This window comes from Micromonospora sp. CNB394 (genome assembly GCF_000374985.1).
Lineage (GTDB): Bacteria > Actinomycetota > Actinomycetes > Mycobacteriales > Micromonosporaceae > Micromonospora > Micromonospora marina.
On record NZ_KB895836.1, the window covers coordinates 96952 to 121493 of the forward strand.

Genomic DNA, 24542 nt, shown 5'->3' on the forward strand with positions numbered 1-24542 from the left:
CTCACGACGCTAGTCGAAGGGTCCGACAAACAGGGGGGCGTTCAGAGTCGCGCGTCGGTGACGACGTGCGCGCACGCCGGGCAGGCGGCCGGCCCCTGCTCGGCGAACCATCGGCAGGTACGCCGGATCGCGCACTTCGGCAGCGTCTCCTCGGCGGGCGCTGCGGTCTCGGCGTACGAGGCGGCCATCCGGGCGCCCAGCCCGCAGTGCGATCCGGTCCAGAAGCCGCAGGACGAGGTGACGCACGGGCCGGCGAGCCGGGCGCGCGACTCGATCGGCCCGTCGGAGCCGCCGAGCCCGGCGAGCGCCACCTCGGCCGGTACGGCAGGGGTCACGTAGGCCACCCGGCCCGCCGGAGTGATCATGCCGAGGAACACAGTGGCGTTCGACGCCGGGGTGCTCGGGCACATCCGCTCCGGCGTGCCGGCCGGCCGGGTGGTGTCGGTCACCGCTGGATCCAGAACCCGATGTCGTTGATCTTCTGGCCGAGGTCCTGGGCGAACGGGCCGTCGATGACCCAGAGGCCGTACCACTCGGGGCGCAGCTTGATGTTGCCGTGGCCGACGGTCAGCGGGTTGGTCAGCTTGGCGTCGGCGGTACGCAGCGCGGCCAGGCCGGCCTTCTGGATCTCCGCGGCGATCAGGGTCTGCTGCTCGGGGCTCAGGTCGACGCCGTCGACCACGAAGCGGAACTCGTTGCGGGCCATGTGCTTCCTCCGGTCACTCGTACGATTCGGTGCCCAGCCCGCGACGCAGGCTGGTGCGGGTGAAGGCCGCCCAGCCGGCGTGCGAGGCGGCGTCGGTGCGGTGCCCGGCGCGGGCGAGCACCCGGGCGGCGTGTTCCGCCCAGCGGCCGGCGGTCGCCGCCGCGTCGCCCCACAGTTCGCGGCAGGCCGCGACCGCGAAGGCGACCTGTTCGGCCGCGCCGGTGAACCCGGCGGGTCCGTCGGCGACCCGGATCGTGCCGTCCGGGCGGACCCGCACGCTCGGGAAGTGGTGGTGCAGGCTGGCCAGCGTGGCCAGGTGGGTGGCGTCCCGCCGGCCGGCGGCGAAGCCGGCGTGCAGCTCGTCGTCGCGGCGGTGCCGGATGGCGTGCAGGACCAGCGCGTCGCCGGCCGCCTCGATCCGGGCGACGACCTGCACCGGCACGCTCCAGGCCGACGGCGAGTTCGCCGACCAGAACGCCAGCCAGGCGGCGAGCCGGGCGTGGAAGTCGCCCTGGACGGCGATCGGGAGCGCGGACCCGTCGGGCGCGCGCAGCGCGGCGGCGGCGATGCGGTCCCGGGTGACGAGCGGGGTCGCGGGGCGGCTCGGAGCGGCCGCCGCGGCACCGGTGGTGGAGGCGACGGCCAGGCCGGTCACGGTGACCGCCGAGGCCGCCGCCGCGCCGGCGAGCAGTCGCCGACGGTCGAGCGGTTGTCCGTTGTCGTTCATCGTCGGCCCTTCGTCGACGGCAGTGGCCCGACGGTATCGACCGGATGCGATCAGAAAAACACTCTGTGTGACGGGAGGCCGACAGGAAAGCCGGGGATACCCGGCGGCGTGAACGACGGTTCCTGTGCCCGGTTCACGCAACACCCGGGGTGGACGGTCAGCCCCGGAGCAACCCGGCCACGGCCCGTTGCGCGTGCACGACAGTCGCCGCGGGCAGGTCGAGCGACCAGAGCGCGGCGGCCAGGTAGTCCAGGACGCGCCAGCACTGCTCCCCGGTCAGCGGCGACCGCAGTGGTCCACCGAGGACCGGCCCGGCGTCCCCTGGCCCGTCGTCCGGGCCCTGCCGCATCCCGCGCAGCGCCGCGTCCAGCCGGGCGGCGAGCAGCGCGGCGAGCCACCGGCGGTCCACCCCGATCAGGTACGGCGCCAGCTCCGCGTCGGCCGCGATCAGCCGCAACCAGCGGTGCACAGCCGCGCGCACGGCGACCGGGCCGAGCCGGTCGGCAGGCTCGCGGGGACAGGTCACCAGCTCCGTGGTCCGCACGACCAGGGGTACGGATGATCGAGCCCGGTCAGTTCACCGCACGGTTGACTGCTACACCATCAACATGGCCCGGTGCGGGTCCAGACGCACGAGATCGGCCACCTCCTCGAGGTCTTCACCGGCAGCTGGCCGGCCGCCTCGGTGGTGGGCCGAGCGCTGACGACGCCGTGACGACGGGGTCGGCGGATCACCGCCGGCCCCGTCCGCGCGCCCGGCCCCTCCCCGCCGCACCGGCCGCCGCCTTGCCGGGCTTCCCGGCCGCAGCCTTGTCCGGCCGCCCCGTCGCCGGCCTGCCGGACTTCCCGGCTCCCGTCCTGTCCGGCCTCCCGCCGCCCGCCCGGTCCGCGCCCCGGCCGGACGCCGCGTCGTCGGCGAGATCCGCCGCGCGGCCGCTCAGCTCCTCGACCCGCTCCCGGAGCCGGCGCAGCGCCCCGGCGTCGCCGTCCACCTCGGACACCTCGTTGAGCAGACCGACGTAGTCGGCGGCCAGCCGCCGGTACGCCGGTGCGACCGGCCCGGCGCGCCCGTCCAGGTCGATGATCTGCTGGGCGAGGACAGCTGTGGCGGCACCGAGCGCGGCCCGCTCGTCGGCGCGCGCGTCCCGCCCGGCCCGCCGCGCGTCGGCCAGCCGACCGGCCCGCCGCCCACCGAACCAGAGCACCGCCGCGCCGGCCACGACCCCGGCCACCGCGCCGCCGGCCAGCAGATAGCGGGGCAACGACGGGCTGATGGTACGAGCCCCGTCCGGCACCAGACCGGCCCGCACCAGCCGGTCGTAGTTGAGCACGATCACCTTCAGCGCCTCGACCGGCCGGTCCACGAACGCGTCGGCGCCCCGGCCGATCGTGGTCTCGACGACCACGGCCCGGCCGAGGTCACGCGGGCCGTCGCCGCCCAGGCGGGAGCAGCCGTACGTGTCCCAGTCCTCGCCGTCGCGGCTCATCGCCAGCACCAGCGTGCCCTGGGTGGCGCGCTCGGTGTCGTCGCACGCCTCCCGCAGGTCGGCGCCCGGCTCCATGATCAGCACCACGAGTCGCCGGTTGCCGACGACCCGCTCGGCGGCGGTCCGGTCCAGGTCCACGCCGGGCGCCGCGTAGACCGAGGAGCCGCGTACCTGCCGGGCCACCGGCCCGTCCAGGACGCCGCCGGTCCACAGCGCCCAGCCGGCCAGCGCCAGGCAGGCGAGCACCGCCCGGCCGAACGCGGTGCCGACCAGGCGGCCGAACAGCCGGCCCGGGCCGGTCGCCGCCACGCCACGACGGGCCGCCGCCCGATCGGGACGGGTCGCGACGCGGCTCACGACAGCCTCGCCCGCAGGTAGACGTCCGGCCGGTAGCCGGGCATCCGCACGTCCCGGGCCACGTCGTCCAGCTCGGCCGCCGCGTCGGCCAGCAGTTCGCGTACGTGCCGGTCCGGCAGCCCGTCGTCGAAGGCGTCCCGGGCCGCCCGCAACCGGCCCACACCCCGGACCAGCGCCGGGTCACTGCGCGCGTCGGTGAGCAGCGACAACTCCACCGCCAGCGCGGAGAGCCCGGCCAGCCGGGCCGGCGTGCCACCCGGACCGACGTCGGCCGGACGGCGGCCGGACCCCCGCACGGTACGGATCGACAGCACCACGAAACCCGCCACGCACCCGGCGAAGATCCAGGGCAGCGCCGGCAACGCCACCCGCAGCGGGTCGAACGGCCGGTACGGCAGCGGGCGGTCGAACAGCCCCGCGTACCGCACGTCGGTGACCTGGGCCAGATACGCGCCGAGCACGTTCTGCTGGGGATAGGCGTAACGGCCGAGCCGCCCGCCGAACTGGGCGTAGAAGCTCGCGGCGGCGACCTCGGCGAACGACGCCGCGCCCGGACCGTGGTACTCGATCCAGTCGCCGTACATCACCACCAGCGGCTGATCCGGGGCGAGCCGGTGCAGCGCCGGCCCGTACGCGGGCAGCGGCTCCCCGTACGGCTGGACGGGCAGCACCACGAACCAGGCGCCGTCCGGGAACGCGGCGACCGCCGCCTTCTCCGGCAGCCGGGGCAGCGTGGCGCCGGTGCCCACGTACCGGCCGGTGGCGCGCAGCGCGGTGACCACCGGGGCCAGCTCCGGGCCGGTCGGTTCCCGCCACCGCAGGTCGTCGCCGTCCGGCGGGACCGGCTGGTCGTGCAGCGTCGCCAGCAGCGTGAGCAGCGGGCCGGTCACGTCGGCGGTGGCGAACCGGGCCCGCCAGCCCGGCAGGTCGTCCGGGGAGGCCCCGTACGGGCCACCGCTGACCTCGGTGCCGACGATCCGGATCTCGGCGCTCTCCACGTCCCTCACCCGCCGGCGTTCGGCCTCGTCCAGACCGGGCGGGGCGACCAGGATGCGGGTAGCCCGGTCACCGATGGCGGCCCGGACCCGTCGCTCGTCCCAGCGCGCGACAGCGCCCGGCAGCCGGACCACCGGATCGGCCGCGACCAGCGCGGTCATCTCCTCGACCGAGGGCACGCTCGCGTCGCTCAACTCCCCGGCCGAGCCCTCCGGCAGCGCGGCGGTCGACGGGGAACGCCCGTAGCTGACCTCCACGCTCTGCCGCTGCGCCACCAGGAACACCACGAGCACCGCCGCCGCGGCGGCCAGCAGCGACCAGCGCAGCAGCTCCCGGCGTACCCTCGTCATCGCCCGGCCCGCCACAGCCCGTCGGCGCGGCGGGCGTGCTCAGCCGCCGCGCGGGCCGCGTCGGCGCCGCCGCCCGCGGCGGCGAGCAGCTCGGCGCGGGCCAGCAGACGCTCGGCCTCCGGCACCGCCGCCGGGGACGCGTCCCGGCTGACCGTGGCGTCGTGGATCGCCGCCCGCGCCGACGACCAGGCGACCCGCCGGCCCTCGGCCCGGGCACGGCGCCGGGGCAACGACACGGCGAGGAAGCCGGCGGCCACCGCCACCGCACCCCCGCCCAGCCACTGCAGCACGCTCGCGGTCATGATCTCTGTCTAACGCACCGCCGCCAGCCCCGCGCACCGAGGGCGGCGGCGTACCACCGGCCCGCACCTACGACGACGAGTAGCCCTCGTTGAAGCCCTCCATGAACCCGCCCGCGAACCCGGAGACGACACATCCGGCGCAGCACAGGATCACCAGCAGCGCCGGCACCATGACCCACAGGACGATCGCCCACCTGCCCGTCCCCTCGCTCGGCTGCTCCACGAACGCCGGCGGCGGATAGTACGGCTGCTGCGGGTACGGCTGGTGCTGGTACGGCTGCTGCGGGTACGGATCCTGCTGATAGGGATCGTGAGGGTGCATCCGGCCATCGTGCCCACCGGCCGGGACCGCCGGAAGATCCGAACGGTCCGCCGACCATGCCGCCACGGCCCTCTCGTCACGCCCGGTGGGCATCGAGGTGGGTCAGCACCGTCTGGTTGGCCTCCCAGCCGTCCGGGAACTTCACCGGCACGTCCAGGTGCACCCGCTCGGTCGACGGATAGGCGTCGAGCAGCTCACCGATCCCGGCCCGCGCCACCACCACGCAGGCGTGCCGGTGCCGCGAAGCCAGCACGCACAGCCGTCCCGACTCCAGGTGGAACGCGGTGGCGTCACGTCGCCCGGAGAGCGGGTGCAGCACGATCGTCACGTCGTACTCCCGGCCCTGGAGCCGGTTGGCGGTGTCCACCGTGATGCCCGCCCCGGCCGCGCCCAGCCGGGACCGGATGGCCGCGACCTGGTCGCGGTGCGCGGCCCCGACGGCGATCCGCTCCGCGGTGACCGGCGCACCGCCGGGCGCGGCCTCGCTCACCGCGACCGCGCCGCGCCGCAGCACCCGCAGCGCCAGCTCCGCGCAGGCCGTGGCCGCTTCTCCATCGGTACGCACGGTGTGCCGGGCGGGCAGCTCGTGCAACGCCCAGCCGGTGGCGGCGGCCAGTTCGACCGAGGCGTCGTAGGCGTCACCCACGCCGGGCTCGGTGAACGTCAGCGCCCGGTCCGCCGGCCCGGTACCGGCGCGGAACCCGGTGAACGGGTAGAACGCGGCGGACACCACCGGGGCGGCCGAGTCGGGCAGCCGCCACGACACCGGCAGCCGGTGCACCGGCAGCTCCGGGTTGTGCCGCAGCAGCGTGGCCACCGCCGACTGCATCGGATCCCAGGTCAGCCCGGTCCAGCGGAACGTCTCCACGGTGCTGAACGGATCGAGCTGACCGGGGTCTCCGACGAACAGGGCCCGCTCGAACCGTGCCGCCACGCGCAGCAGCGCATCGGCGCGCATCTGGTACGCCTCGTCCACGATCGCCCACGGCCAGCTCCCCTCGGTGACAGTGGCCCACTTGGCCGCCGTACCGATGGTGACCGCCGGGCCACCCAGGTCGGCGACCTTCGCCGCGACCCGGACCGCCGGGTGGCCGGTGACCCGCTCGGTGGGTCGGTAGTCGGTGGCGGAGAGCCGCCCGACGCGCAACTCCGGCGCCCTGCGGCCGAGCCGGTCGATGAGGTCGTCCACCTGCTCGTTGGTCTGCGCCACGATCATCAGCGGGTCACCGGTCGCGGCGGTCTCGACCGCGGCACGGACGACGAGGGTCGACTTCCCGGCGCCGGGAGGCGAGTCCACGACGACGCCGCGGTGCGTGCCGTCGCGCAGATCCCGCAGCACCCGCTGGATCACCTGCTCCGCTTCGTGCAAGGAAGGGCCCCCTTTTAACGTCTCCGGTAGAGGCGGGGCCCCTTCTTAACACGCCCCCGGGCAGGACCGCGCGGCGACGCCAGGCAGATCACCGCCCATCGATCACCTTGCGCCCGGCTGCCACACTCCCGGTCAGGGACGACGGGGGAATCGCAGGCGGGACGACGGACCTTCCCCGGCTGCTGCCCTGGGCGGAGATCGAACACCTGGTCCTGTACCAGCCGCCTCCGGTGCTGGCCGGCAAGCGGATGCCGTCGCCGTTGCCGCTGCTCGTACCCGCACCCGGGTCGACGCTCGACGTCCCGCTGACCCACCGCAGCCCGTTTGACGACCGGCCCTGCCTGCTCCTGCTCGAACTGCACGACGTCCGGGAGAAGACGGACCAGGTGGCCGATGCCCTCCCCCGGTACGGCGGCAGCCGCTTCACCGACCACCGCCAGCTCGTCCGGCAGCCTTTCGACTCAGCCCGCTTCCCGGTCGAAGCCCTCGGATACGACCGGGCTGCCGTCGACGCCCTTGTACAGAAGGGCCGGGAGGCGCTGCGGTCGGAGGATTTCCTGGGGCGCCTGAGTGCGAAGGCAGAGGTGGAACTCGCCCTGGCCGAGTTGCCGCTCGTCGCGCACGGTTACGACCGCGTCCGGGTCGACGCGTTCCTGCGGGACCTGCCCGCCGCGTCGGGACGGCCCGAAAAGGGCGAGGAGGAGCCCGGCTGAGGTGTCCGCACCCACCTACGGTCTCGTACCGCCTAGGGTTTGCGGGCGAGCAGGCCGACGAAGGTGTGGTAGGTGTCGGTCTGCTGCGGGGCGGGGGCGTCCGGGTCCGGACGCCACTCGGCCAGCGGCACCAGGCCCGGCTCCAGCAGCGTCAGCCCGTCGGCGAACGCGAGAATCTCCTCATCGGTACGCCAGCGGCCGGTGCCGAGCGACTCGTTGAACACCCGCTCGACCTCGCGGGCCTTGCGGGAGCCCTCCGGATCCCGCTCTCCCGGGTCACGGAAGTGCGAGATCGCGACGTAACTGCCGGACGGCATCGCGTCGATCAGCGCCGCCGCGACCGATCGCGGGTCCTCGTCGTCGCCGATGTGGTGCAGGATCGCGAACAGCAGCAGCCCGATCGGGCGGTCGAAGTCGAGGAACCGGCGCACGTCAAGGTCGTTGAGGATCTCCTCCGGTTCCCGCACGTCGGCCTGGATCACCGTCGCGGTGCCCTCCGCGGCGAGCAGCGCCCGCCCGTGCGCCAGGACGATCGGGTCGTTGTCCACGTACACCACCCGGGCGGCCGGGTTGTGCTCGACGGCGACCTCGTGCACGTTGCCCTGGGTCGGCAGCCCCGACCCGACGTCGAGGAACTGGTCGATGCCCGCCTCGGTCACGAGGTGACGGATCACCCGGCGCAGGAACGCCCGGTTCGCCTGACCGGCGGCCGGTCCGTCCGGCGTGATCCGCAGCGCGTGCTCGGCGACCCTCCGGTCGACCTCAAAGTTGTCCTTGCCGCCCAGGAAGTAGTCGTAGACCCGGGCCACGCTGGGAACGGTGACGTCGATTCCGGGCGGTGCGGCCTTGTCGCGGGTCACAGGCTTCTCCAGAGTCCGTGGGCGGTTCCGGGTGTTTTCGGGGGAGTGTAGCGACCGTACGGTGTGGATCGTCGCCCTGCTTGGGACCGCTCCCATCGGACCGGCCCGTCACCCGGACGCTCATCGACCGACACGCCGAAGTCATCGTGGCTCCGTCGCCCCGCACGACCCGCCGTGACCATCCCGATGGCCGCAGCGCCCGCCGCCGGGCAGCCGTACGTCACACCAGACCCGGTACCGCAGGTGCTGAGCGTCCTCCTCGCTGAGCGTCGTCTCGCCGAAGTCGACTGCGTCCAGGTGCCCGAGCGACCGGGCGAGCGCGGCGGCCAGTTCGGCGGCGACGTCCCGGCAGGTCAGCGTGGTCGGCAGGTGAATGATCCAGCGCGGCTCAGTCATCGTGGCCGCGTCGCCGGCAGCCGTTGTGGCGGGACTGCCACTGGCGCAATGCCTGGCGGACCCGCTCCGACTCGGTGCGCGCAGTGGTCAGCTCCCGGTGCAGCCGGTCCATCTCGTCGGCGACCCGGCGCAGGTAGTCGTGCACCTGCGCCGGGTCCAGCCCGCGCCAGCGGGTGTCGAACACGGCGCTGCGCACCTGGTACGCCTGCACCCGCTCCCCGGTCACCCAGATCACGGGACCACCACCACGGCCCCGTCGGGCAGCCCGGCCGCGGCGAGCGTCGCCCTCCCCCACCGGGCCAGCCGGCAGGGGTACGGGACGCGCTCGCTGCGGCACAGCGGCCCCTGCGGCCAGTGCTCGGGCACGTGTACGCGCACGGCCAGCGCGGCGACGAGCAGCTCCTCGTCGGTGACCGGGGTGTGGACGGGGAAGTCGGCGAGTACGGCGGACATCGGCAGGCACCTCCGGGGTCGGGTCTGGTGAAGTGGCGCCGGGGCGGGCGGGGTCGGCGGGAGCCCGCGATCGGGGGACGCGGTGCCGCCGGAGCCCGGCACCCGCCCCGGGCCATGCGCCGACCTTCAGTCCTTCTCGGCAGGAAGTGCATGCCCCGATGATCGTGGCCGGCATGCACACGCCGCATACGCTCGGTCATCGCCACGGAACACCGGGCGATATGCACGGTGCGTATACCGGTCCGCTCCGGCAAGGGTTGAATGGCTAGGCTCGACTTCGGACACAGGTTCTCCGCGAACGGCGAGGTTGCCGGTGACACCCGCGAACTGCCCCCGCTGCGGCGGCCGCCTGGCGCGCGACAACGACACGGGACGCTGCGCGCCCTGCCAGGCCGCCGAACGCGACCGCCTCAGCACGCCGCCCGCCGTACCCGACTCGTTCTGGGACCATGAACCGGTACGGACGGCGCTGGCGCGGCGGCATCTCGGGCAGGTGATCCGGGCGTACCGGCATCACCCGTACCACGGGCGGAGCCCGCTGCCGCAGAGCATCGTCGCGGGGTGGCTGGGGATCACGCAGGCGCAGTTGAGCCGGATCGAGAACGGGCCAGCCCTGGTGCATCTCGATCGGCTGGCGCACTGGGCGACAGTGCTCCGCGTCCCGCCGGGGTCTCTCTGGTTTGCAGTCGGTCCAGGCTCCCCGGCCGGTGCTCCGGCCGACGGGATCCGCGCGACACCGGACCTGGGCCGGCGAACCCTCCTGGCCGGCATCGCAGCGGTGTCGGCCGGAGCCGGGCTGGTCGGGGGCGCTGAGCAGCCCCGGCCCCGTTGTCTCGGCAGCGCGGACGTTTCTCGGCTGAACGCGATCCTGGAGCTCTACCGGTCGGTCGACTACGAATGCGGTGGTGGCCTGCTCTATCGCGAGGTCGCGCGGTTCGCGGAGTCGGTGTACAGAATGCTCGACTGGTCGCACGCGCCCGGGCTGACACCCCGCCTGGTCGCGGCGGTCGCGGCGGCGCGTCAGCTGGCCGGCTGGACCGCGCTGGACGCCGGTCGGCACGCGGACGCTCAACGGCATTTCGCCGCCGGCGAGCGGGCCGCGATGTCCGCTGACGATGCCCCGCTGGCCGCCCTGATCCGCTACTCGCAGGCCAAGCAGCTACAACACCTTCGGCACAACGAGGATGCTCTGGCCGCGCTGAGGCTGGCCCACTCAGAGTTGGGCTCGCGGGCAACCCCGGCGGTGCGGGCGCTGCTCTGGGGCGCGGAGGCCGCCTCGACAGCCGCACTCGGCGACCACCGGAGCGCCCTGACCGTCCTCGGTCGGGCGACTGATCAGTTCGAACGTGTGGATCCCGAGCGTGAGCCGACCTGGATGGCCTTCTACGACCGTGGCGAACTGCTAGCCCAGTACGGTCGCGTCTACCGCGACATGGCCCGGCAGGCCGGAACGCACGCGACACAGGCGGTGCGCAGCGTCGAAGAGGCGATCGTCGCCTTCGGCCCGGCGAACGTCCGCAGCATGGTCCTGAACGAGGTCGGCTTGTGCAGCGCGCTCTTCCTCACCGATGAGCCCGAGCGGGCGGTCGCTGTCGGCATGCGCGTGGTCGAGAAGTCTCGTGCGTTGAGTTCCCGTCGAGTGGTCGATCGAGTGGTCAATCTGCGCCGTGATCTCGGCCGGCACCGCCACCTTCCCGTCGTTGCCGGATTCGAACGGACGCTCACCGTACGAGCTGCGGCCACGGTATGAGCGGGCGGTTCTCGGAAGAGGCGATGACCCGAGCAATGCGGGAGATCGCCAGCGGACTTGAGGCGTCGACCGAGGATGCCCGCCTCCTGCGGCTGACCAACAACGCCGTGTTCGCGTTGCCCGCATCCGGGCTCGTCATCCGGATCGCACGAACGCACCGACTTCGGGACCGGGTGCAGAAGGTCGTTCGACTGGCGCAATGGTTCGCCCAACTGGGGGCGCCCACGATCCGGCTGGCGCCTGGCGTGACGCAGCCGGTTGCGGTCGGTGACTTGGCGGCCTCGGTGTGGACCTATGTGCCACCCACCGCCCCTGCTCCGACGGTGGATGACCTCGGCTCGGCGCTGCGGCGGTTTCATGCGCTCGAACCCCCACTCTTCCCGCTGGCAAGCTGGGATCCGATCGGGGACGCGCGCCGACGCCTGGCGGATGCCGACGGGTTGAGCGCAGAGGACCACGACTACCTGGCCGCGTGGTGCGACCGCTTGGAGCCCCGGGTAGCCGACCTCAACCAACGCGTCGAGCAGTCGCTCATCCACGGGGACGCGCACGTCGGCAACCTGCTCCGGGATGCTTTGGGCGGCATCCTGCTCTGCGACTTCGACGCTACCTGTCTCGGGCCCTGGCAGGTGGACCTGGCAGCGGTTGCCGTGGGCGAGGCGCGCTTCGGGACCAGTGGGTCGCATCGTGCGCTCGCCGAAGCCTACGGGTACGACGTGACGTCCGACCGCGACTGGCCGCTTCTACGGGAAGCGCGCGAGCTCAAGATGATCGCTGCCGCCACGCCGCTTCTCGCGAGTTCGGCGAGCGTGGCGGCCGAATTCGCCAACCGAATGACGTCGGTCGCACAGGGCGACCACGGTCGACGTTGGAAACCGTTCGCTGATCTCGTCTGAGAGTCCCCGGACGGGCAACTGCTGCCCGGTGGGATCCTGTCCTCGTGCTGGATCTGCGACTACGCCACCAGACCGCAGCAGAGGCCGAGGGCATGGTGGAGCAGCTTGTGGACGTTTACCTCGACGCGCACGCCGACGACGGCCCGCGCTACACGGCCGAGCGGTACGAGCGGCAGCTCGCGGCGCACATGCCCCGGGAAGGCTGGGAACTGGTGACGGCCAGGGTCGACGACGAGCTGGTCGGCTACGTCTACGGCTTCCCGCTCGGAGCCGCTACGCGTTGGTGGGACGGCATCCACGAGCCGGTGCCGGACGGCTTCACGGACGAGAACGGGCACCGGACGTTCGCAGTCTGCGAATTGCTGGTGCGGCGATCGTGGCAACGCCGGGGTATCGCCCGGGCGCTCCACGACCGGCTCCTGAGCACCCGGCGGGAACAGAGGGCCACGCTGCTCGTACGGCCCGACAACGCCGCCGCCCAGCAGGCGTACGACTCCTGGGGTTGGCAACCGGCCGGGTGGCTCCAGCCGACACGGGAAGGCGCGCCTCTGTTCGAGGTCCGCATCAAAGCGATTGCGTCGAGCCGGTGATGGGCAACGCGTCTGGTGTCGATGATCTGACAGGCGGTAGGACGAAGCTCCTGACACCTACCCCGCCGGCTTCCGCCCGGCTAGCTTGCCACCGTGGGGGATCTTGAACAGGGCATCTACGAACACCTGATCACGGAGAAGCTTGCGACGCAGCTCAGCCGCGTCGACAGCGCCCTCGTCCGGGACGCGAAGCTGGATTCCGCCGACGCACATGACGTACTCGCCCGGCACATCGCGGGCCTCGCACGGCGGGCGCTACTCGGCGTCGGCGGGGGCGAGAGCAAGCTGGCCCGGCAGGTCGACCTGGCGAACCGGATCGCCGCGCACATCGCTCAGGCCGAGCCTCGTGCCGTCACCACCGACGACCAGGTGGCGGACGCTCAACGTCTGTTGCACGCCATCGCCGCCCCGCCTGCACCACCGGCCGCACCGGTCTTCCCGATCCGCCCCTCGACGCCGCTTTCCACCGGCGCGCTCCTGGTCAACGGCCGGCACCAGCCGCGCATCGGCCATGAGGTCAGCCACGAGATGGCGTCGGCGGACGAGGTGGACCTGATCTGCGCTTTCATCAAGTGGCACGGTCTGCGCATCATCGAGCCAGCGATCACCGAGCTGGTCGCCCGAGGTGGCCGGGTACGGGTCATCACGACGACGTACATGGGCGCCACCGATCAGCGGGCGCTGGATCGGCTCGCCGAGCTGGGTGCCGAGATAAAGGTGTCCTACGAGACTCGGACCACCCGCCTGCACGCCAAGGCGTGGCTGTTCCGGCGGAACAACGGGACCACCACCGCGTACGTCGGTTCGTCGAATCTGTCGAAGGCCGCGCTTGTCGACGGCGTGGAGTGGAACGTCCGTATCTCGAACCTGGAGCAGCCGCACGTCATCGACACGTTCGAGGCGACGTTCGCCGACTACTGGAACGACTCGGCGTTCGAGAGCTACGACTCGGCGACCGATGCCGAGCGCCTGCGCATCGCGTTGAGACGAGAACGCGCCGACGACGCTCCGACCGAGATCGCGAACCTGGACGTGCGGCCGTTCCCGTACCAGCAGGAGGTCCTTGACGACCTCGACGCCGAGCGGCTGGTGCACGGCCGCTGGCGCAACCTGGTGGTGATGGCGACCGGTACCGGTAAGACGGTGGTGGCGGCGCTCGACTACCGCAGGCTCCGGCGTGCCGGTCATGTCGATTCGCTGCTCTTCGTCGCTCACCAGGAGCAGATCCTGCGGCAGAGCCGGTCGGTGTTCCGCCAGGTCATGGGCGACGGCACGTTCGGTGAGACGTTCGTGGGCGGCGACCGGCCGCAGGGGTGGAAGCACGTCTTCGCATCGATCCAGTCGCTGCACCGGCAGGAGATCGACCCCGAGGCGTACGACATGGTGATCGTCGACGAGTTCCACCACGCCGAGGCACCGACCTACACGGCGTTGCTGGAGCGGCTTCGGCCGCGCGTACTCCTGGGTCTGACCGCGACACCTGAGCGGGGTGACGGCGGTGACGTGCGCCGGTGGTTCGACGGCCACGCGTCGGTGGAGTTACACCTGTGGGAGGCCCTCGAACGGCAGTTGCTGGCACCGTTCCAGTACTTCGGGTTGCACGATGACGTGGACCTGGCGCGGGTGCGGTGGAAGCGCGGGCAGGGGTACGACAAGGCCGAGCTGGACGGCGTCTACACCGGCAACCACGCTCGGGCGCGGTTGATCCTGCACGCGGTCCGGCGGATCGCCGATGTCGGGCGGATGCGCGGGCTCGGCTTCTGCGTCAGCATCGGGCACGCGGAGTTCATGGCCGACTGGTTCACCGAGCACGGGGTGCGGTCCGCGGCCATCACGTCGACTGTCGACCGGGCGGATCGCCACGCGCTGATCGACCGCTTCCGCAAGCGTGAGCTGAAGGTGCTCTTCACAGTCGACCTGTTCAACGAGGGTGTCGACCTGCCGATGGTGGACACCATCCTCATGCTGCGTCCCACCGAGAGCGCCACGATCTTCCTCCAGCAGCTCGGCCGGGGGCTGCGGCTGGACGACGACAAGCCGTGCCTGACCGTGCTCGACCTCATCGGCGGCCAGCACGCGAACTTCCGATTCGACCTGCGCTGGCGGGCGCTTGCCGGGGTCAGCCGGCGGGCGGTCGAAGCCGCCGTCCGGGAGGACTTCCCCTCGCTGCCCAGCGGCTGCCACATCGAGCTGGACCGGGTGGCGAAGGAGATCGTGCTCGCCAACCTGAAGTCGGCTCTGCCCACCTCGAAGAGCGCGCTGGTGGCGGAGCTGCGGCAGCTCGGTGACGTGAGCCTGTCCGGCTTCCTGCGCGAGACCGGCCTGGAGATCGAGGACGTCTACCGCTCGGCGACCATCGGCGGCTGGGCCGGGCTTCGGCGTCTCGCCGGTCTCGACCCGGCAGAGGGCGGTCCGGACGACCGCGATCTGGGCCGGGCCATCGGGCGGATGCTGCACACCGACGATGTCGATCGGCTGGATTTGATCTCTCGGGTCGCAGCCGGTCAGCTACCGGCCACCGGGCGGCTGCTCGACATGCTGCACTTCAGCCTGTGGGGGCCGTCGGTGCCGCTGACCGAACGCGACGCCCGGCTCGAGCGGCTGTGGGCGGAACCGGCGCGCTGCGCCGAGCTGCGACAGGTCGCCGACGTGCTGCGCGACCGCATCCACCGGGTCACCGAATCGCCCGCGTCGGGCCGGGTACCTCTGCGGGTGCACGCCCGCTACAGCCGGAACGAGGCGTGCGCGGCCTTCGGCATGGCCAGTCCGGGCTCGCTGCGCGAGGGCGTGAAGTGGCTGCCCGACGAGCGCGCGGACCTGTTCTTCGTCACGCTCGTCAAGTCCGAGGAGCACTACTCCCCCACCACCATGTACGCCGACCGCGCCATCACGGACAAGCTGTTCCAGTGGGAGTCGCAGAGCACCACGTCGTCGGGCTCGTCGACCGGCCAGCGGTACGTCGACCACGTCGCGCAGGGCTCAACGGTGCACCTGTTCGTCCGCGAGACCAAGATCGCCGACCGTGATCTGGGCGCACCGCCGTACCTGTACGCGGGACCGATGACATACCGGGAGCACAGCGGCGACCGGCCCATGCGGATCCTCTGGGAGCTGCGGCATCCGCTGCCCGCCGACATGTACGCCGCAGCCCGCGCGATCGCCGCCTGAGCGGCGGCTCCCGTCCGCCCGCTGATCAGGCTGGCGGGCGAGAGCCGCCGACCTGGTCACCACGTCGGGTCGGCGCGGGCAGCACCCGGCCGAGCAGCACCGCCACCCCACCGGCGACCACCCCGACCATCGTGCCGGTGACCAGGCTCGACATCACCGCCGCACCTCGCAGCAACGCCTCCCGCGCCCCCGGCTCCAGCCCGGCCAGCCCCGGCGCGTCCATCCCCAGCGACGAGTCCCAGAACGCCTGGTGGCCGGACGCCAGGAACACCCCGTACAGCACCCCGATCACCACCATCGTCAGGAACGGTCGCGGCGGACGCCGCCACAGCACGGCGGCCACCCAGCACAGCGGCGGCCCGACCGCGAGCAGCGCGGCCACGACGGTGCCTTCCGGCACCACGTCCAGGTCGTGCAGCGCCACGCGCGGGGCGGCCAGCGCGGCGAGCGCGACCAGCGCCGGCCAGGAGAAGCCGAGGGTACGGCGACCCGCGCTCATCGTGTCACCTCCGCCGACCCGGAGTCAGGCGCCGAGGCCGGCACCGGAGCCGACGCGGGAGCCGGAACGGACGCGGTCGAACGCACGAAGCGAAGCAGCGCGACGAACGCCAGCGCAGCCGTCACCGCACCTCCGGCGAAGCGCACCCAGTGACCGGCGACGAACTCGGCGGCGACCTGACGCAGATACTCGGCGGAGTGCGTGCCGGGCGGGTCGACGAACATGATCTCGTTGCGCGGCCAGAAAAAGACGGCGGAGAACAGGAACTCGCAGACGACGAACACGGCCGTGGCGCCGGCGACCCACCAGCGCAGCCGGCGGTCGCGCCAGGTGAGCAGCGTGGCGGCGATGCTGCTCAGGATCACCGAGGCGCCGAGCGGCGGGAAGTAGTCGTGCGGGCCGCCGTGGACGAGGAACTCGCGGGCCCGGTCGAGTGAGGCGGGCGCATCGTTGAAGATGTTCGGGTAGAGCATGACGGTCTCGGCGGCGACCCCGCCGAACGACATCATCGACGCCCATACCATGACAATAAGGGCGATCCAGGTCAGTCTTGTGCGTACCACGAGGGTGCTCCTCACGTTTCGGGGACGCCATCGACGCTAGGCCGGCCGTCCTCCGCCGTCGTCCGCGTGGCCGCGCGACCGGATGTCGCTTCTCGGCGTACGCCTCGGGGTCGACCCTGACGCCTGCGGACGACAGCGGTGCGGGTCCGTGCGGACCTAGGCTCGAAGGCGTGCCCGACACCTCGCCCACCCGCGCCGACGCGCTGCTCGCGGCGGCCACGCTCGGCCTGGTCGTGGTGGCCGTGGCGGCCGACCGGCCCGCGCCCGGCGGTGCGGCGCTCGCGGTCGTGGTCGGCGCGGTGCTCGGCGGGCTGGTGCTGTACGCCAGGCGACGGCCACTGCCGGCGCTGGTCGCCACGGCGGTCGTGATCCTCGGGTACTACGCGCTGGACCTGCCGCCGGTCGGGGTGGCCGCCCCGGCCGCCGCAGTCCTCTACCGGGTGTCCGAACGCGGGCGTGTCGTCCCGGCCGCCGTGGTGGCCGGAAGCCTGCTGGCCGTGTCGGTGGCCGCCCGGCTGGTCGAGGGCGACGACGTCGCTGTGGTAGTGGGTACGGAACTCGGCTCCGAGGCGGCGTTGCTGCTCGCCGTCATCGCCCTCGGTGACGCGGTACGCAACCGCAGGTCGCTGCGGGCGGCGCTGGTCCGCCAGGCGGTCGCGGCGGACGAGGAACGCCATCGGGAGGCGGCCCGCCAGGTCGAGGCGGAACGGCTGCGCATCGCCCGGGAGGTGCACGACACGCTCGGGCACACGATGTCGGTGATCACGTTGCAGTCGGCAGTCGCCCGGGAGGCGCTCGCCGACAGCGATCCGGCGCAGGCGGACAACGCGCTCGCAGCGATCCGGTCGGTGAGCGGCAGCGCGATGGCGGAGCTGCGGGCGACGCTCGGCACGCTGCGCCGCGAGCCCGGGCCACGAGAACCGGTCCCCGGCTTCGACCGGCTCCCGGCGCTCGTGGACGGCGTACGCCGGGGCGGGCTGGTCGTGGACCTGCGGATCGAGGGTCCGGTGGACACGCTGCCCGCGGTGGTGGGCAGCACCGTCTACCGGGTCGTGCAGGAGGCGTTGACGAACGTCCTGCGCCACGCCGACGCGACCCGGGTCACCGTGGCTGTGCGCGCCACGCCCGGTCGGCTGGCGCTGGAGGTGGTGGACGACGGCCGCGGCGGGCCGCCCGCCGGGTACGGGACGGGCCAGGGCCTGCGCGGCATGGCCGAGCGGGTGGCGCTGCTGGGCGGCACCGTCGAGACCGGCACCGCCGCAACCGGCGGCACCGGGGCAACCGGAGGCAGGGCAACCGGCGGTAGCGGCGGCTTCCGGGTGTCGGTCCACCTGCCGCTCGCGGGGGTGGCCGCGTGAACCCGATCCGCGTCGTCCTCGTCGACGACCAGCACCTGGTCCGCACCGGCCTGCGCGCCCTGCTCGACCGGGCGTCGGACATCGAGGTCGTGGGCGAGGCCGGCGACGGCGGCAGCGGACTCTCGGTGGTGCGGCAGCAGCGGCCCGACATCGTGCTGATGGACGTACGGATGCCCGGCGGGGACGGGTTGGAGGCGACCCGGCGGATCCTGACCGACCCCACACTGGACGGCGTACAGGTGGTCATGCTGACCACGTTCGACGACGACGAGTACCTGTTCGAGGCGATCCGCGCCGGGGCGGCCGGTTTCCTCCTCAAGGACACCCCGCCCGACGCGCTGCGGGACGCGGTCCGGACGGTGGCCGGTGGCGACGCCCTGCTCTCCCCCGCCGTGACCCGGCGGGTGCTCGCCGCAGCGGCCCGCTCGCCGGTGGCCGATCCGGGGCGGCTCGCCGGACTGACCACCCGGGAACGGGACGTGCTGGCGCAGGTGGGCGCCGGACGGTCGAACACGGAGATCGGGCAGGCGTTGTTCCTGAGCCCTGACACCGCCCGCACCTACGTGAGCCGGCTGCTCCAGAAGCTGAACGCCCGCGACCGGGCGCAGCTCGTCGTGATCGCGTACGAGAGCGGGCTGGTCCGTCCCGGCGAGCAGTGAGGCCCGGTCAGATCTGCGCCTCGCCCACCGGCTCCGGAGCCGCGTGCCGGCCCTCGCCGTTGCGCCGTTCGTCGCCGTGCCCCGGCCACCAGGCCGTGTGGCCGATCAGGCCGGTCAGCGCCGGTACGAAGAACATCGACATGACGAACGCGGACAGCACGATCCCGATCGCCACCGCGAAGCCCATCTGCTGGAGGAACGAGATCGGCGCGAGCATCAGCACCCCGAACGTGCCGGCCAGGATCAGCCCGGCGGCGGCGACTGTCGGGCCGGCGTGTTCGACGCCGATCGCGGCGGCCCGGTGCGGCTCGTGACCCTCGCGCGCCTCCTCGCGTAGCCGGGCGATCATCAGGATGTTGTAGTCGGTGCCGATCGCCACCACGAACAGGTAGAGGATGATCGGCAACTGGAACGTCACGCCCGGGTTGCCCTGGAGCCCCTGGAACACGTAGACGGTGGCGCCGAGCGTGGCGGCGAAGTTCAGCAGCACCGCGATCACCAGGTAGACCGGTGCGACGAGGCTGCGCAGCAACAGCGCGAGGATGAGCGCGATCAGGGCGGCGGCGACCGGAAGGATCACCGACAGGTCCCGGTTGTTGGCCGAGTTGATGTCCGCGAAGATCGCCGTGGCGCCGCCGACCAGAGCCTTGGTGCCCGGCGGAGCGGCCTCGTGCAGCGCGTCCCGCAGGTCGTCGCGGACCAGCATGATCGCCTCGTTGGACATCGGGTTCTCGTCCAGCAGCAGGTTGATCCGGGCGACGCTCGGGTCGGTCGCGCTGCGCTCCGGCGGCTGCGCCTGCCCGACACCGGGTGCCCGCGCCGACGCGGCGGCGAAGTCGTTCACCTGCTGGTCGGTGAGCGGAGTGCCGTTGCCGGTGGTCAGGTAGACCTCGGTGGGCGCGAGCGCACCGGCGGCGAAGCCGCGCTGGAGATCCTGTGCGGCCCGCGCCGACTCGGTGTCCTGCGGGAAGCCGGCGCTGAAGTCGTAGTCGGCCTTGTAGCCGAGCACCCCGGCGGCGAGCGCGACGAGCAGCGCGCCGGATGCCGCGGCCACGACGGCCGGACGGCGGCCGACGACGACGCCGAGCCGCCGGGACAGCGTCGCCTTGGGCGGGCGCTGCCACGCCTTCGACGGCCAGAAGACCCACCGGCCGAGCAGGGACACGAGCGCCGGGATCAAAGTAAGCGAGGTGACGAGCATGACGCCGACGGCGATGGCGAGCGCCGGGCCGAGCGAGCCGAAGAAGCCGAGCGAGGCGAGCAGCAGCACCAGGAACGCCACGATGACCGCACCGGCGGCCGAGGTGATGACCTCGCCGACCCGCTGTACCGAGACGATCATGGCGGTGCGCTTGTCGTCGCCCGCGCGCAGTCGCTCCCGGTAGCGGAACAGCAGGAACAGGATGTAGTCGGTGCCGATGCCGAACAGCACGATCAGCAGGATGGTCTGCAGGTCCTGGCTGACGTTGAGGTCGAACGCCTTGCCTGCGGCGGCGACCAGCCCGGTGGTGACGGACATGACCACGCTGATGACCACCACCGGCAGCAGCGCGGCGATCGGGCTGCGGAAGATAATCAGGATCAGCCCGATGATGAGGACGATGGTGGCGACACCGACGACGGCGAACGCCTCGTTGAACGTGTCCTCGTTGTCGACGAAGCTCGCCACGTCGCCCGCCACCCCGGCGGTCAGGCCGCTGCCGGCCAGGTCCGCGGCGAGGCCGGCGCGCAGGTCGCGGACGGCGTCGAGCAGCTTCGGGTCGTCCGGGGTGTCGGCGTCCAGGCCGACGGAGACGATCTGCACCGACTTGTCCGGCGCGACCGCCTGCGGGCCGGTCAGGTAGCCGGTGGTCTGCGGGATGTTGCGGGCCTTGAGCACGGCGGCGAGCTGCCCCACGCGCGCCTCGTCGGCCGGGGTCAGCGGCTTGCCGTCGCTGCGTTTGACCACGATCGTGGCGGTGGCGGTGGCCGCCTGCGGGAACGACTTCTCGGCCAGCTCGGTGGCCTGCACCGATTCGTAGGAGCGCGGCAGGAAGCTCTCCTGGTCCGCGGAGGTGATGTCGCTCAGCGAAGGGCTGGCGGCGATGATCGCGATCGCGGCGACGACCCAGCCGCCGATCACCCACCAGGCCTTGCCCACGACGAATCTGCCCAGGCGCTCGAACATCGTTTCCCCCGTGTGTTCGGCTGTGTCGCACGTGATCCTACGCTGTGTGAGCAATCCCTTTCGGACGCCTCGCGGACTTCCGTCGATGATCCGGGAGGCGCCCGATGGCGGCCCGCTGGGGGCGGGCACTGCTCGCCGGCGCGACGCTCGCGGAGGCCGGCGCGCTGATCGGGTACGCCGTGGGCGGGCACCTGACCCACCGGGCCCGCCCGGCGTCGCGGCGCGGCTATCTGGTCGGCGGGCTCGCCGTGGTGATCGGCGCGCTGCTGGCGCAGACCGCGGTACGGCTCGGCGCCGAGGACAGCACGATCGGGCAACCTCCACACGAGTACGGCGGCGTCGGCCCGACGTCGGCGGGCCGGTTCACGGTGCCGGCCGGCGGGGCGTACGCGATCTTTTCGGTGGGCTTCTCCCCGGCGGACCCGGACTGCCGCGTCACCGGCGGCGGCTCGGCGGTCCGGGCGGCTGAGCCGGTCTCCGTCCCGCCGGGTGACTACGGCGGCGACGCCGCCACCTACGCCTGGGTGGCCACCGTGCGGGTGCCGTCGCCGGGTACGTGGACGCTCGACTGCCGCGCGGACGACCCGGACGCGTCCTACGTGGTGGGTGACGTGCCGGTGATCCGGGGCGCGGTGGGCGAGGTGATCCATTGGCCGGTGGGTGCGATCTGGCTGCTCGGCGCCGCGCCCGGCCTGCTGATCGTCGCGGACAGCGCCCGGCGACGACGCGCGTCCCACCCGGCGGTCCTTACCGCCGCTGGGAATACATGGAGGCGGTAGCGATATGCCTCAGAGTCATAACTATGACTCTGAGGCATATCGCTCTCATCGGCTTACGTCTTCAACGAGGCTGGAGCACCGAGCCCGGGCGCTCGACGACGGCTGGCGTCACCGACGGCTGCCCGGCGGCGGCGGGCGCGACGCAAACCGGGAGGCGGAAGTGTCGTAGGCGGCTCGTAGCCTGGCGCGGTCAACGACGATCACAGGAGGCGACGTGCTCGGCCACTTCTCCGTAGCGGTGCGCGATCTGGCGGCCAGCGGCGCCTTTTACGACGCCGTCCTCGCCCCGCTGGGCGGGCGGCGGCTGATGGAGCCCGGCCCGATCGGCTACGGCGTCGACGCGCCCGACTTCTGGGTGGAGCCCGCGCCCTCCGGCGCCACGCCGGTGCCGGTGCACATCGCGTTCACCGCCGCCGACCGCGCCACGGTCCGGGCGTTCCACGACGCGGCTGTCGCGGCCGGCGCGGAGGTGCTGCACGCGCCGAAGGAGTGGCCGGAATACCACGCCGGCTACTACGGCGCGTTCGTCCGCGACCCGGACGGCAACAACGTCGAGGCGGTCTGCCACCGTCCGGAGTGAGGGCGTGGAGATCGAGCCGGTCGAGCACGCCCCGGTACGCGCCATACGCCTCGCCTGGCTGGCCCAGCGCTGGCACGACCTGACGTTCCTGCACCGGGCGGTCCCGCCGGAGCGGGTGGCGCCGCTGCTGCCCGCCGGCACCCGGCCGGACACGTTCGACGGGCTCACCTACGTCGGGCTGATCGGGTTCCAGATGGTCGGGCTGGGCTCGGGCGTGGTCCGGGCGTGCCCTACTTCGGCACGTTCTGGGAGACGAACGTCCGGCTCTACTCGGTCGACGGCTCGGGGCGCCGCGCTGTGGTGTTCCGCTCGCTCGACGCGTCCCGGCTGGTGCCCGTGCTGGTGGCGCAACTGAGCCTGCGCCTGCCGTACAAGTGGTCTTCGATGCGGCTGGACCGTGCCGGCGACACGCTCACCTACCGTTGCCGCCGCCGCTGGCCTGGTCCGGCCGGCGCGACCAGCCGGATGACGGTCCGCGTCGACGCGCCGATCCCCGAGCCGACGCCGCTCGAACACTTCCTCACCGCCCGCTGGGGCCTGCACACCCGCGCTTACGGCCGCACCCTCCACGTGCCGAACTGGCATCCACAGTGGCCGCTGCACCACGCCGAACTGCTGCACCTGGACGACGAGCTGGTCACCGCCGCCGGTCTGCCCGCACCGGACTGCCCGCCGGTGAGCGTGCTCTACTCCCCCGGCGTCCCGGTCGTCTTCGGCGGCCCCACGTCGGTCGGGTGACCGCCACGTCGGTCGACGCCAGGTCGCTGGAGTGGCGGCATCCGGCACACCGGAACACCGCCACTTCCCCGAGGTGGCGCCGGCACGTCCGCGCGCGGAGGCGGGTGGCGTCAGCGCACCGGGTCGTGGGTGCCGTGCGGCACGTCGGGACGGCATCGACGTACCCGGTCGGCGGCCATCCGACCGCCTGCCGCCAGCCCGTACCGCTCGACCGCGGCGAGCCCGTACGCGCTGCACGTCGGCGTGTAGCGGCAGGTCGCCGGCCAGCGGTGCGACAGCCGGCGCCGGTAGACGAGGATGGCGGCCCGCCCGGCCCGATCCACGGCGGGCCGCCGGACGACACCGGCGGTCACCGAGCCCAGGGTGAGCAGCATCGAGAAGAGGCCCAGGTCGCAGCAGCCCGGCCCGTCACAGGTGGGCACGTCGCAGTTGCACCAGTCCCGGCTCTTCTTCGTCCTGTGGCGCCGCTTCCGGAAGATCACCACGCCATGATGCGACACCCGCGCCACTGTCGAACGAGGCGACCGGACCGGGTCCGGCGCGATCGGGTCGGCGCGCGGCCGGGAACCTAGCGTCGAAGGCGTCACCAGGAAGGAACATCGGGTGCTGGATCGGCTCAACGCGGCGCTCGACCACCTCGAACAGCGGCTCGACCAGCCGCTCGACGTGGCCGCGCTGGCCCGGATCGCGGGCGTGTCGGAACACCACTTCGGCCGGCTGTTCTCGGCGCTGGCCGGGCTGCCGCTGTCGGAGTACGTGCGCCGTCGCCGGATGACGCTGGCCGGCGCCGACGTGCTCGCCGGCCGGGAGTCGCTGCTCGCCGTGGCGGTCCGGTGGGGGTACGGCTCGAACGAGGCGTTCGCCCGCGCGTTCCGGGCCGTGCACGGGGTCGGGCCGACGCAGGCCCGGCAGGCCGGGGCGGTGCTGCGGTCCCAGCCCCGGATCTCCTTCCGGCTCGTCGTCGAAGGGAACACCAGCATGGACTACCGGATCGTGACCAAGGACGCCTTCCGGCTCGCCGGGTTGACGGCCCGGGTGCCGCTCGTGCACGAGGGCATGAACCCGTACATCGTGGCGTTCGTCAGGGGCCTCGACCCGGCCACGGTACGCCGGATCGAGGCGCTGTCCGATCAGGAGCCGTACGGGATCGTCAACGTCAGCGCCGAGCTGACCGGCTCCCGCGGCGAGGGCACCGAGCTGGACTACTGGTACGCGGCGGTGACCGGCGCGGACGTGCCGGACGACCTGCGCAGCCTGCCCGTCGAGGCCGGCGACTGGGCGGTGTTCTCCAGTTCCGGCGCGTTCCCGGTGGCGGTGCAGCACCTGTGGCGGGCCGTGTTCACGTCCTGGTTCCCGTCGAACCCGTACGAGACCCGACCGGGGCCGGAGATCTCGCGGGTCCGGGTCGCCGAGGACGGTGGCACCGCCGACGCGGAGCTGTGGATCCCGGTGCGCCGGGTCTAGGGTCCGGCCACCGCCGCCGCTCGCGCCGACGCGGCCGGCACGTCGTGCGCGTGGTACGGGTGCTCGGCCGGCTCGATGGCGGCGAGGAACATCGCGTACACGGCGGCCTGCCGCAGCGGCGCGACCGGCCGGAGCAGGTCGACGGCCCGGCGCGGATCGCTGCCGGGCACGTCGGTCCGCCACCGCCGCGCCCACGCGTCGACCAGGCCCGCAGTTGCACCGCGTGATGCTCGGCTGCGACGGCAGCCCGCTCCCCTTCCCCGGCCCCGTACCGGTCCTCCCCGGGCACGTCC

General features: G+C 73.0%; 28 protein-coding genes and 1 pseudogene. 11 read left to right on the forward strand and 18 right to left on the reverse strand.

Features of this window, described 5'->3' with window-relative positions:
- Window positions 1–41: 41 nt before the first annotated feature.
- The 9 genes from C569_RS0115730 to C569_RS0115775 all read right to left on the reverse strand — a co-directional run bounded on the left by C569_RS0115730 (window position 42) and on the right by C569_RS0115775 (window position 6616).
- Window positions 42–449 (reverse strand): hypothetical protein, encoded by a 408-nt coding sequence (locus tag C569_RS0115730; RefSeq protein ID WP_018786729.1) that lies wholly within the window; start codon window positions 447–449, stop codon window positions 42–44.
- The gene (locus tag C569_RS0115735; RefSeq protein ID WP_013284305.1) at window positions 446–706 is read right to left on the reverse strand and encodes a hypothetical protein; all 261 of its coding nucleotides are present in this window, start codon (window positions 704–706) and stop codon (window positions 446–448) included. The genes C569_RS0115730 and C569_RS0115735 overlap by 4 nt, the downstream gene beginning before the upstream one ends.
- 13 nt (window positions 707–719) lie before the next feature.
- Window positions 720–1433: a hypothetical protein gene (locus C569_RS0115740; protein ID WP_018786730.1), complete on the reverse strand. Its 714-nt coding sequence runs from the start codon at window positions 1431–1433 to the stop codon at window positions 720–722.
- Between the two features lie 157 nt (window positions 1434–1590).
- Window positions 1591–1977 carry a hypothetical protein gene (locus tag C569_RS0115745; protein ID WP_018786731.1) on the reverse strand — a complete coding sequence of 129 codons (387 nt, stop codon included), beginning with the start codon at window positions 1975–1977 and terminating at the stop codon, window positions 1591–1593.
- 187 nt (window positions 1978–2164) lie between these two features.
- Complete coding sequence (locus C569_RS30375; RefSeq protein WP_231394804.1) at window positions 2165–3277, reverse strand: hypothetical protein; 1113 nt, start codon at window positions 3275–3277, stop codon at window positions 2165–2167.
- Window positions 3274–4623, reverse strand: a complete 1350-nt coding sequence (locus C569_RS0115760; RefSeq protein WP_026268213.1) for a hypothetical protein — start codon at window positions 4621–4623, stop codon at window positions 3274–3276. The genes C569_RS30375 and C569_RS0115760 overlap by 4 nt, the downstream gene beginning before the upstream one ends.
- A complete protein-coding gene (locus C569_RS0115765) occupies window positions 4620–4925 on the reverse strand; it encodes a DUF6403 family protein (RefSeq protein WP_018786735.1) in 306 nt (101 codons plus the stop codon). The genes C569_RS0115760 and C569_RS0115765 overlap by 4 nt, the downstream gene beginning before the upstream one ends.
- 67 nt (window positions 4926–4992) lie before the next feature.
- A complete protein-coding gene (locus C569_RS0115770) occupies window positions 4993–5247 on the reverse strand; it encodes a hypothetical protein (protein ID WP_026268214.1) in 255 nt (84 codons plus the stop codon).
- Window positions 5248–5323: 76 nt separating this feature from the next.
- Window positions 5324–6616 (reverse strand): AAA family ATPase, encoded by a 1293-nt coding sequence (locus C569_RS0115775; protein ID WP_018786737.1) that lies wholly within the window; start codon window positions 6614–6616, stop codon window positions 5324–5326.
- 107 nt (window positions 6617–6723) lie between these two features.
- On the opposite strand from C569_RS0115775, the gene C569_RS0115780 reads away from it, so the two are divergent.
- Entirely contained in the window at window positions 6724–7329 is a 606-nt protein-coding gene (locus C569_RS0115780) for a hypothetical protein (protein WP_018786738.1), read from the forward strand.
- Between the two features lie 32 nt (window positions 7330–7361).
- Here C569_RS0115780 and C569_RS0115785 read toward each other — a convergent pair whose 3' ends face one another.
- The 4 genes from C569_RS0115785 to C569_RS0115800 all read right to left on the reverse strand — a co-directional run bounded on the left by C569_RS0115785 (window position 7362) and on the right by C569_RS0115800 (window position 9038).
- Window positions 7362–8189, reverse strand: a complete 828-nt coding sequence (locus tag C569_RS0115785; protein WP_018786739.1) for an SAM-dependent methyltransferase — start codon at window positions 8187–8189, stop codon at window positions 7362–7364.
- Between the two features lie 141 nt (window positions 8190–8330).
- Window positions 8331–8585 carry a hypothetical protein gene (locus tag C569_RS0115790; protein ID WP_018786740.1) on the reverse strand — a complete coding sequence of 85 codons (255 nt, stop codon included), beginning with the start codon at window positions 8583–8585 and terminating at the stop codon, window positions 8331–8333.
- Window positions 8578–8820 carry a DivIVA domain-containing protein gene (locus tag C569_RS0115795; protein WP_018786741.1) on the reverse strand — a complete coding sequence of 81 codons (243 nt, stop codon included), beginning with the start codon at window positions 8818–8820 and terminating at the stop codon, window positions 8578–8580. Before C569_RS0115795 ends, C569_RS0115790 begins: the two co-directional genes overlap by 8 nt.
- Window positions 8817–9038, reverse strand: a complete 222-nt coding sequence (locus tag C569_RS0115800; protein ID WP_018786742.1) for a hypothetical protein — start codon at window positions 9036–9038, stop codon at window positions 8817–8819. Before C569_RS0115800 ends, C569_RS0115795 begins: the two co-directional genes overlap by 4 nt.
- Before the next feature lie 493 nt (window positions 9039–9531).
- On the opposite strand from C569_RS0115800, the gene C569_RS0115805 reads away from it, so the two are divergent.
- From C569_RS0115805 to C569_RS0115820, 4 genes are all read left to right on the forward strand, one after another.
- A complete protein-coding gene (locus C569_RS0115805; protein ID WP_231394805.1) occupies window positions 9532–10788 on the forward strand; it encodes a helix-turn-helix domain-containing protein in 1257 nt (418 codons plus the stop codon).
- On the forward strand, window positions 10785–11684 hold the full coding sequence (locus C569_RS0115810; protein WP_026268215.1) for an aminoglycoside phosphotransferase family protein: 900 nt from the start codon (window positions 10785–10787) through the stop codon (window positions 11682–11684). Before C569_RS0115805 ends, C569_RS0115810 begins: the two co-directional genes overlap by 4 nt.
- 44 nt (window positions 11685–11728) lie before the next feature.
- A complete protein-coding gene (locus C569_RS0115815) occupies window positions 11729–12274 on the forward strand; it encodes a GNAT family N-acetyltransferase (protein ID WP_018786745.1) in 546 nt (181 codons plus the stop codon).
- A 93-nt stretch (window positions 12275–12367) separates the two neighbouring features.
- Window positions 12368–15442: a DUF3427 domain-containing protein gene (locus C569_RS0115820; RefSeq protein ID WP_018786746.1), complete on the forward strand. Its 3075-nt coding sequence runs from the start codon at window positions 12368–12370 to the stop codon at window positions 15440–15442.
- A gap of 25 nt (window positions 15443–15467) precedes the next feature.
- On the opposite strand, the gene C569_RS0115825 is transcribed toward C569_RS0115820, so the two are convergent.
- Together C569_RS0115825 and C569_RS0115830 are read right to left on the reverse strand one after the other, a co-directional pair.
- The gene (locus C569_RS0115825; RefSeq protein ID WP_018786747.1) at window positions 15468–15941 is read right to left on the reverse strand and encodes a hypothetical protein; all 474 of its coding nucleotides are present in this window, start codon (window positions 15939–15941) and stop codon (window positions 15468–15470) included.
- Complete coding sequence (locus tag C569_RS0115830) at window positions 15938–16504, reverse strand: DUF1772 domain-containing protein (RefSeq protein WP_026268216.1); 567 nt, start codon at window positions 16502–16504, stop codon at window positions 15938–15940. The genes C569_RS0115825 and C569_RS0115830 overlap by 4 nt, the downstream gene beginning before the upstream one ends.
- 170 nt (window positions 16505–16674) lie before the next feature.
- On the opposite strand from C569_RS0115830, the gene C569_RS0115835 reads away from it, so the two are divergent.
- Both C569_RS0115835 and C569_RS0115840 read left to right on the forward strand, forming a co-directional pair.
- A complete protein-coding gene (locus C569_RS0115835) occupies window positions 16675–17862 on the forward strand; it encodes a sensor histidine kinase (RefSeq protein ID WP_018786749.1) in 1188 nt (395 codons plus the stop codon).
- The gene (locus C569_RS0115840) at window positions 17859–18521 is read left to right on the forward strand and encodes a response regulator transcription factor (protein WP_018786750.1); all 663 of its coding nucleotides are present in this window, start codon (window positions 17859–17861) and stop codon (window positions 18519–18521) included. Before C569_RS0115835 ends, C569_RS0115840 begins: the two co-directional genes overlap by 4 nt.
- 7 nt (window positions 18522–18528) lie before the next feature.
- Here C569_RS0115840 and C569_RS0115845 read toward each other — a convergent pair whose 3' ends face one another.
- Window positions 18529–20688, reverse strand: coding sequence for an MMPL family transporter (locus tag C569_RS0115845; protein ID WP_018786751.1), 2160 nt, complete (start codon window positions 20686–20688; stop codon window positions 18529–18531).
- A gap of 104 nt (window positions 20689–20792) precedes the next feature.
- Here C569_RS0115845 and C569_RS30380 point away from each other — a divergent pair, with 104 nt between their 5' ends.
- The 3 genes and pseudogenes from C569_RS30380 to C569_RS30385 all read left to right on the forward strand — a co-directional run bounded on the left by C569_RS30380 (window position 20793) and on the right by C569_RS30385 (window position 22785).
- Window positions 20793–21467: a hypothetical protein gene (locus C569_RS30380; protein WP_018786752.1), complete on the forward strand. Its 675-nt coding sequence runs from the start codon at window positions 20793–20795 to the stop codon at window positions 21465–21467.
- 214 nt (window positions 21468–21681) lie between these two features.
- Complete coding sequence (locus C569_RS0115855) at window positions 21682–22047, forward strand: VOC family protein (protein WP_018786753.1); 366 nt, start codon at window positions 21682–21684, stop codon at window positions 22045–22047.
- Window positions 22048–22051: 4 nt separating this feature from the next.
- Window positions 22052–22785: pseudogene (locus C569_RS30385) on the forward strand (YqjF family protein).
- Between the two features lie 110 nt (window positions 22786–22895).
- On the opposite strand, the gene yidD reads toward C569_RS30385, so the two are convergent.
- Complete coding sequence (yidD, locus tag C569_RS0115865; RefSeq protein WP_231394806.1) at window positions 22896–23267, reverse strand: membrane protein insertion efficiency factor YidD; 372 nt, start codon at window positions 23265–23267, stop codon at window positions 22896–22898.
- A 121-nt stretch (window positions 23268–23388) separates the two neighbouring features.
- On the opposite strand from yidD, the gene C569_RS0115870 reads away from it, so the two are divergent.
- Window positions 23389–24249, forward strand: a complete 861-nt coding sequence (locus C569_RS0115870) for an AraC family transcriptional regulator (RefSeq protein WP_018786756.1) — start codon at window positions 23389–23391, stop codon at window positions 24247–24249.
- Here C569_RS0115870 and C569_RS34325 read toward each other — a convergent pair.
- On the reverse strand, window positions 24246–24419 hold the full coding sequence (locus tag C569_RS34325) for a hypothetical protein (protein WP_018786757.1): 174 nt from the start codon (window positions 24417–24419) through the stop codon (window positions 24246–24248). The genes C569_RS0115870 and C569_RS34325 overlap by 4 nt on opposite strands.
- Between the last annotated feature and the right edge of the window lie 123 nt (window positions 24420–24542).

Coding starts and splice junctions, on each gene's coding strand:
- C569_RS0115735 (WP_013284305.1), bottom strand. CDS start 706: ATGGCCCGCAACGAGTTCCGCTTCGTGGTCGACGGCGTCGACCTGAGC.
- C569_RS0115740 (WP_018786730.1), bottom strand. CDS start 1,433: ATGAACGACAACGGACAACCGCTCGACCGTCGGCGACTGCTCGCCGGC.
- C569_RS0115760 (WP_026268213.1), bottom strand. CDS start 4,623: ATGACGAGGGTACGCCGGGAGCTGCTGCGCTGGTCGCTGCTGGCCGCC.
- C569_RS0115765 (WP_018786735.1), bottom strand. CDS start 4,925: ATGACCGCGAGCGTGCTGCAGTGGCTGGGCGGGGGTGCGGTGGCGGTG.
- C569_RS0115770 (WP_026268214.1), bottom strand. CDS start 5,247: ATGCACCCTCACGATCCCTATCAGCAGGATCCGTACCCGCAGCAGCCG.
- C569_RS0115790 (WP_018786740.1), bottom strand. CDS start 8,585: ATGACTGAGCCGCGCTGGATCATTCACCTGCCGACCACGCTGACCTGC.
- C569_RS0115800 (WP_018786742.1), bottom strand. CDS start 9,038: ATGTCCGCCGTACTCGCCGACTTCCCCGTCCACACCCCGGTCACCGAC.
- C569_RS0115810 (WP_026268215.1), top strand. CDS start 10,785: ATGAGCGGGCGGTTCTCGGAAGAGGCGATGACCCGAGCAATGCGGGAG.
- C569_RS0115825 (WP_018786747.1), bottom strand. CDS start 15,941: ATGAGCGCGGGTCGCCGTACCCTCGGCTTCTCCTGGCCGGCGCTGGTC.
- C569_RS0115845 (WP_018786751.1), bottom strand. CDS start 20,688: ATGTTCGAGCGCCTGGGCAGATTCGTCGTGGGCAAGGCCTGGTGGGTG.
- C569_RS30380 (WP_018786752.1), top strand. CDS start 20,793: ATGGCGGCCCGCTGGGGGCGGGCACTGCTCGCCGGCGCGACGCTCGCG.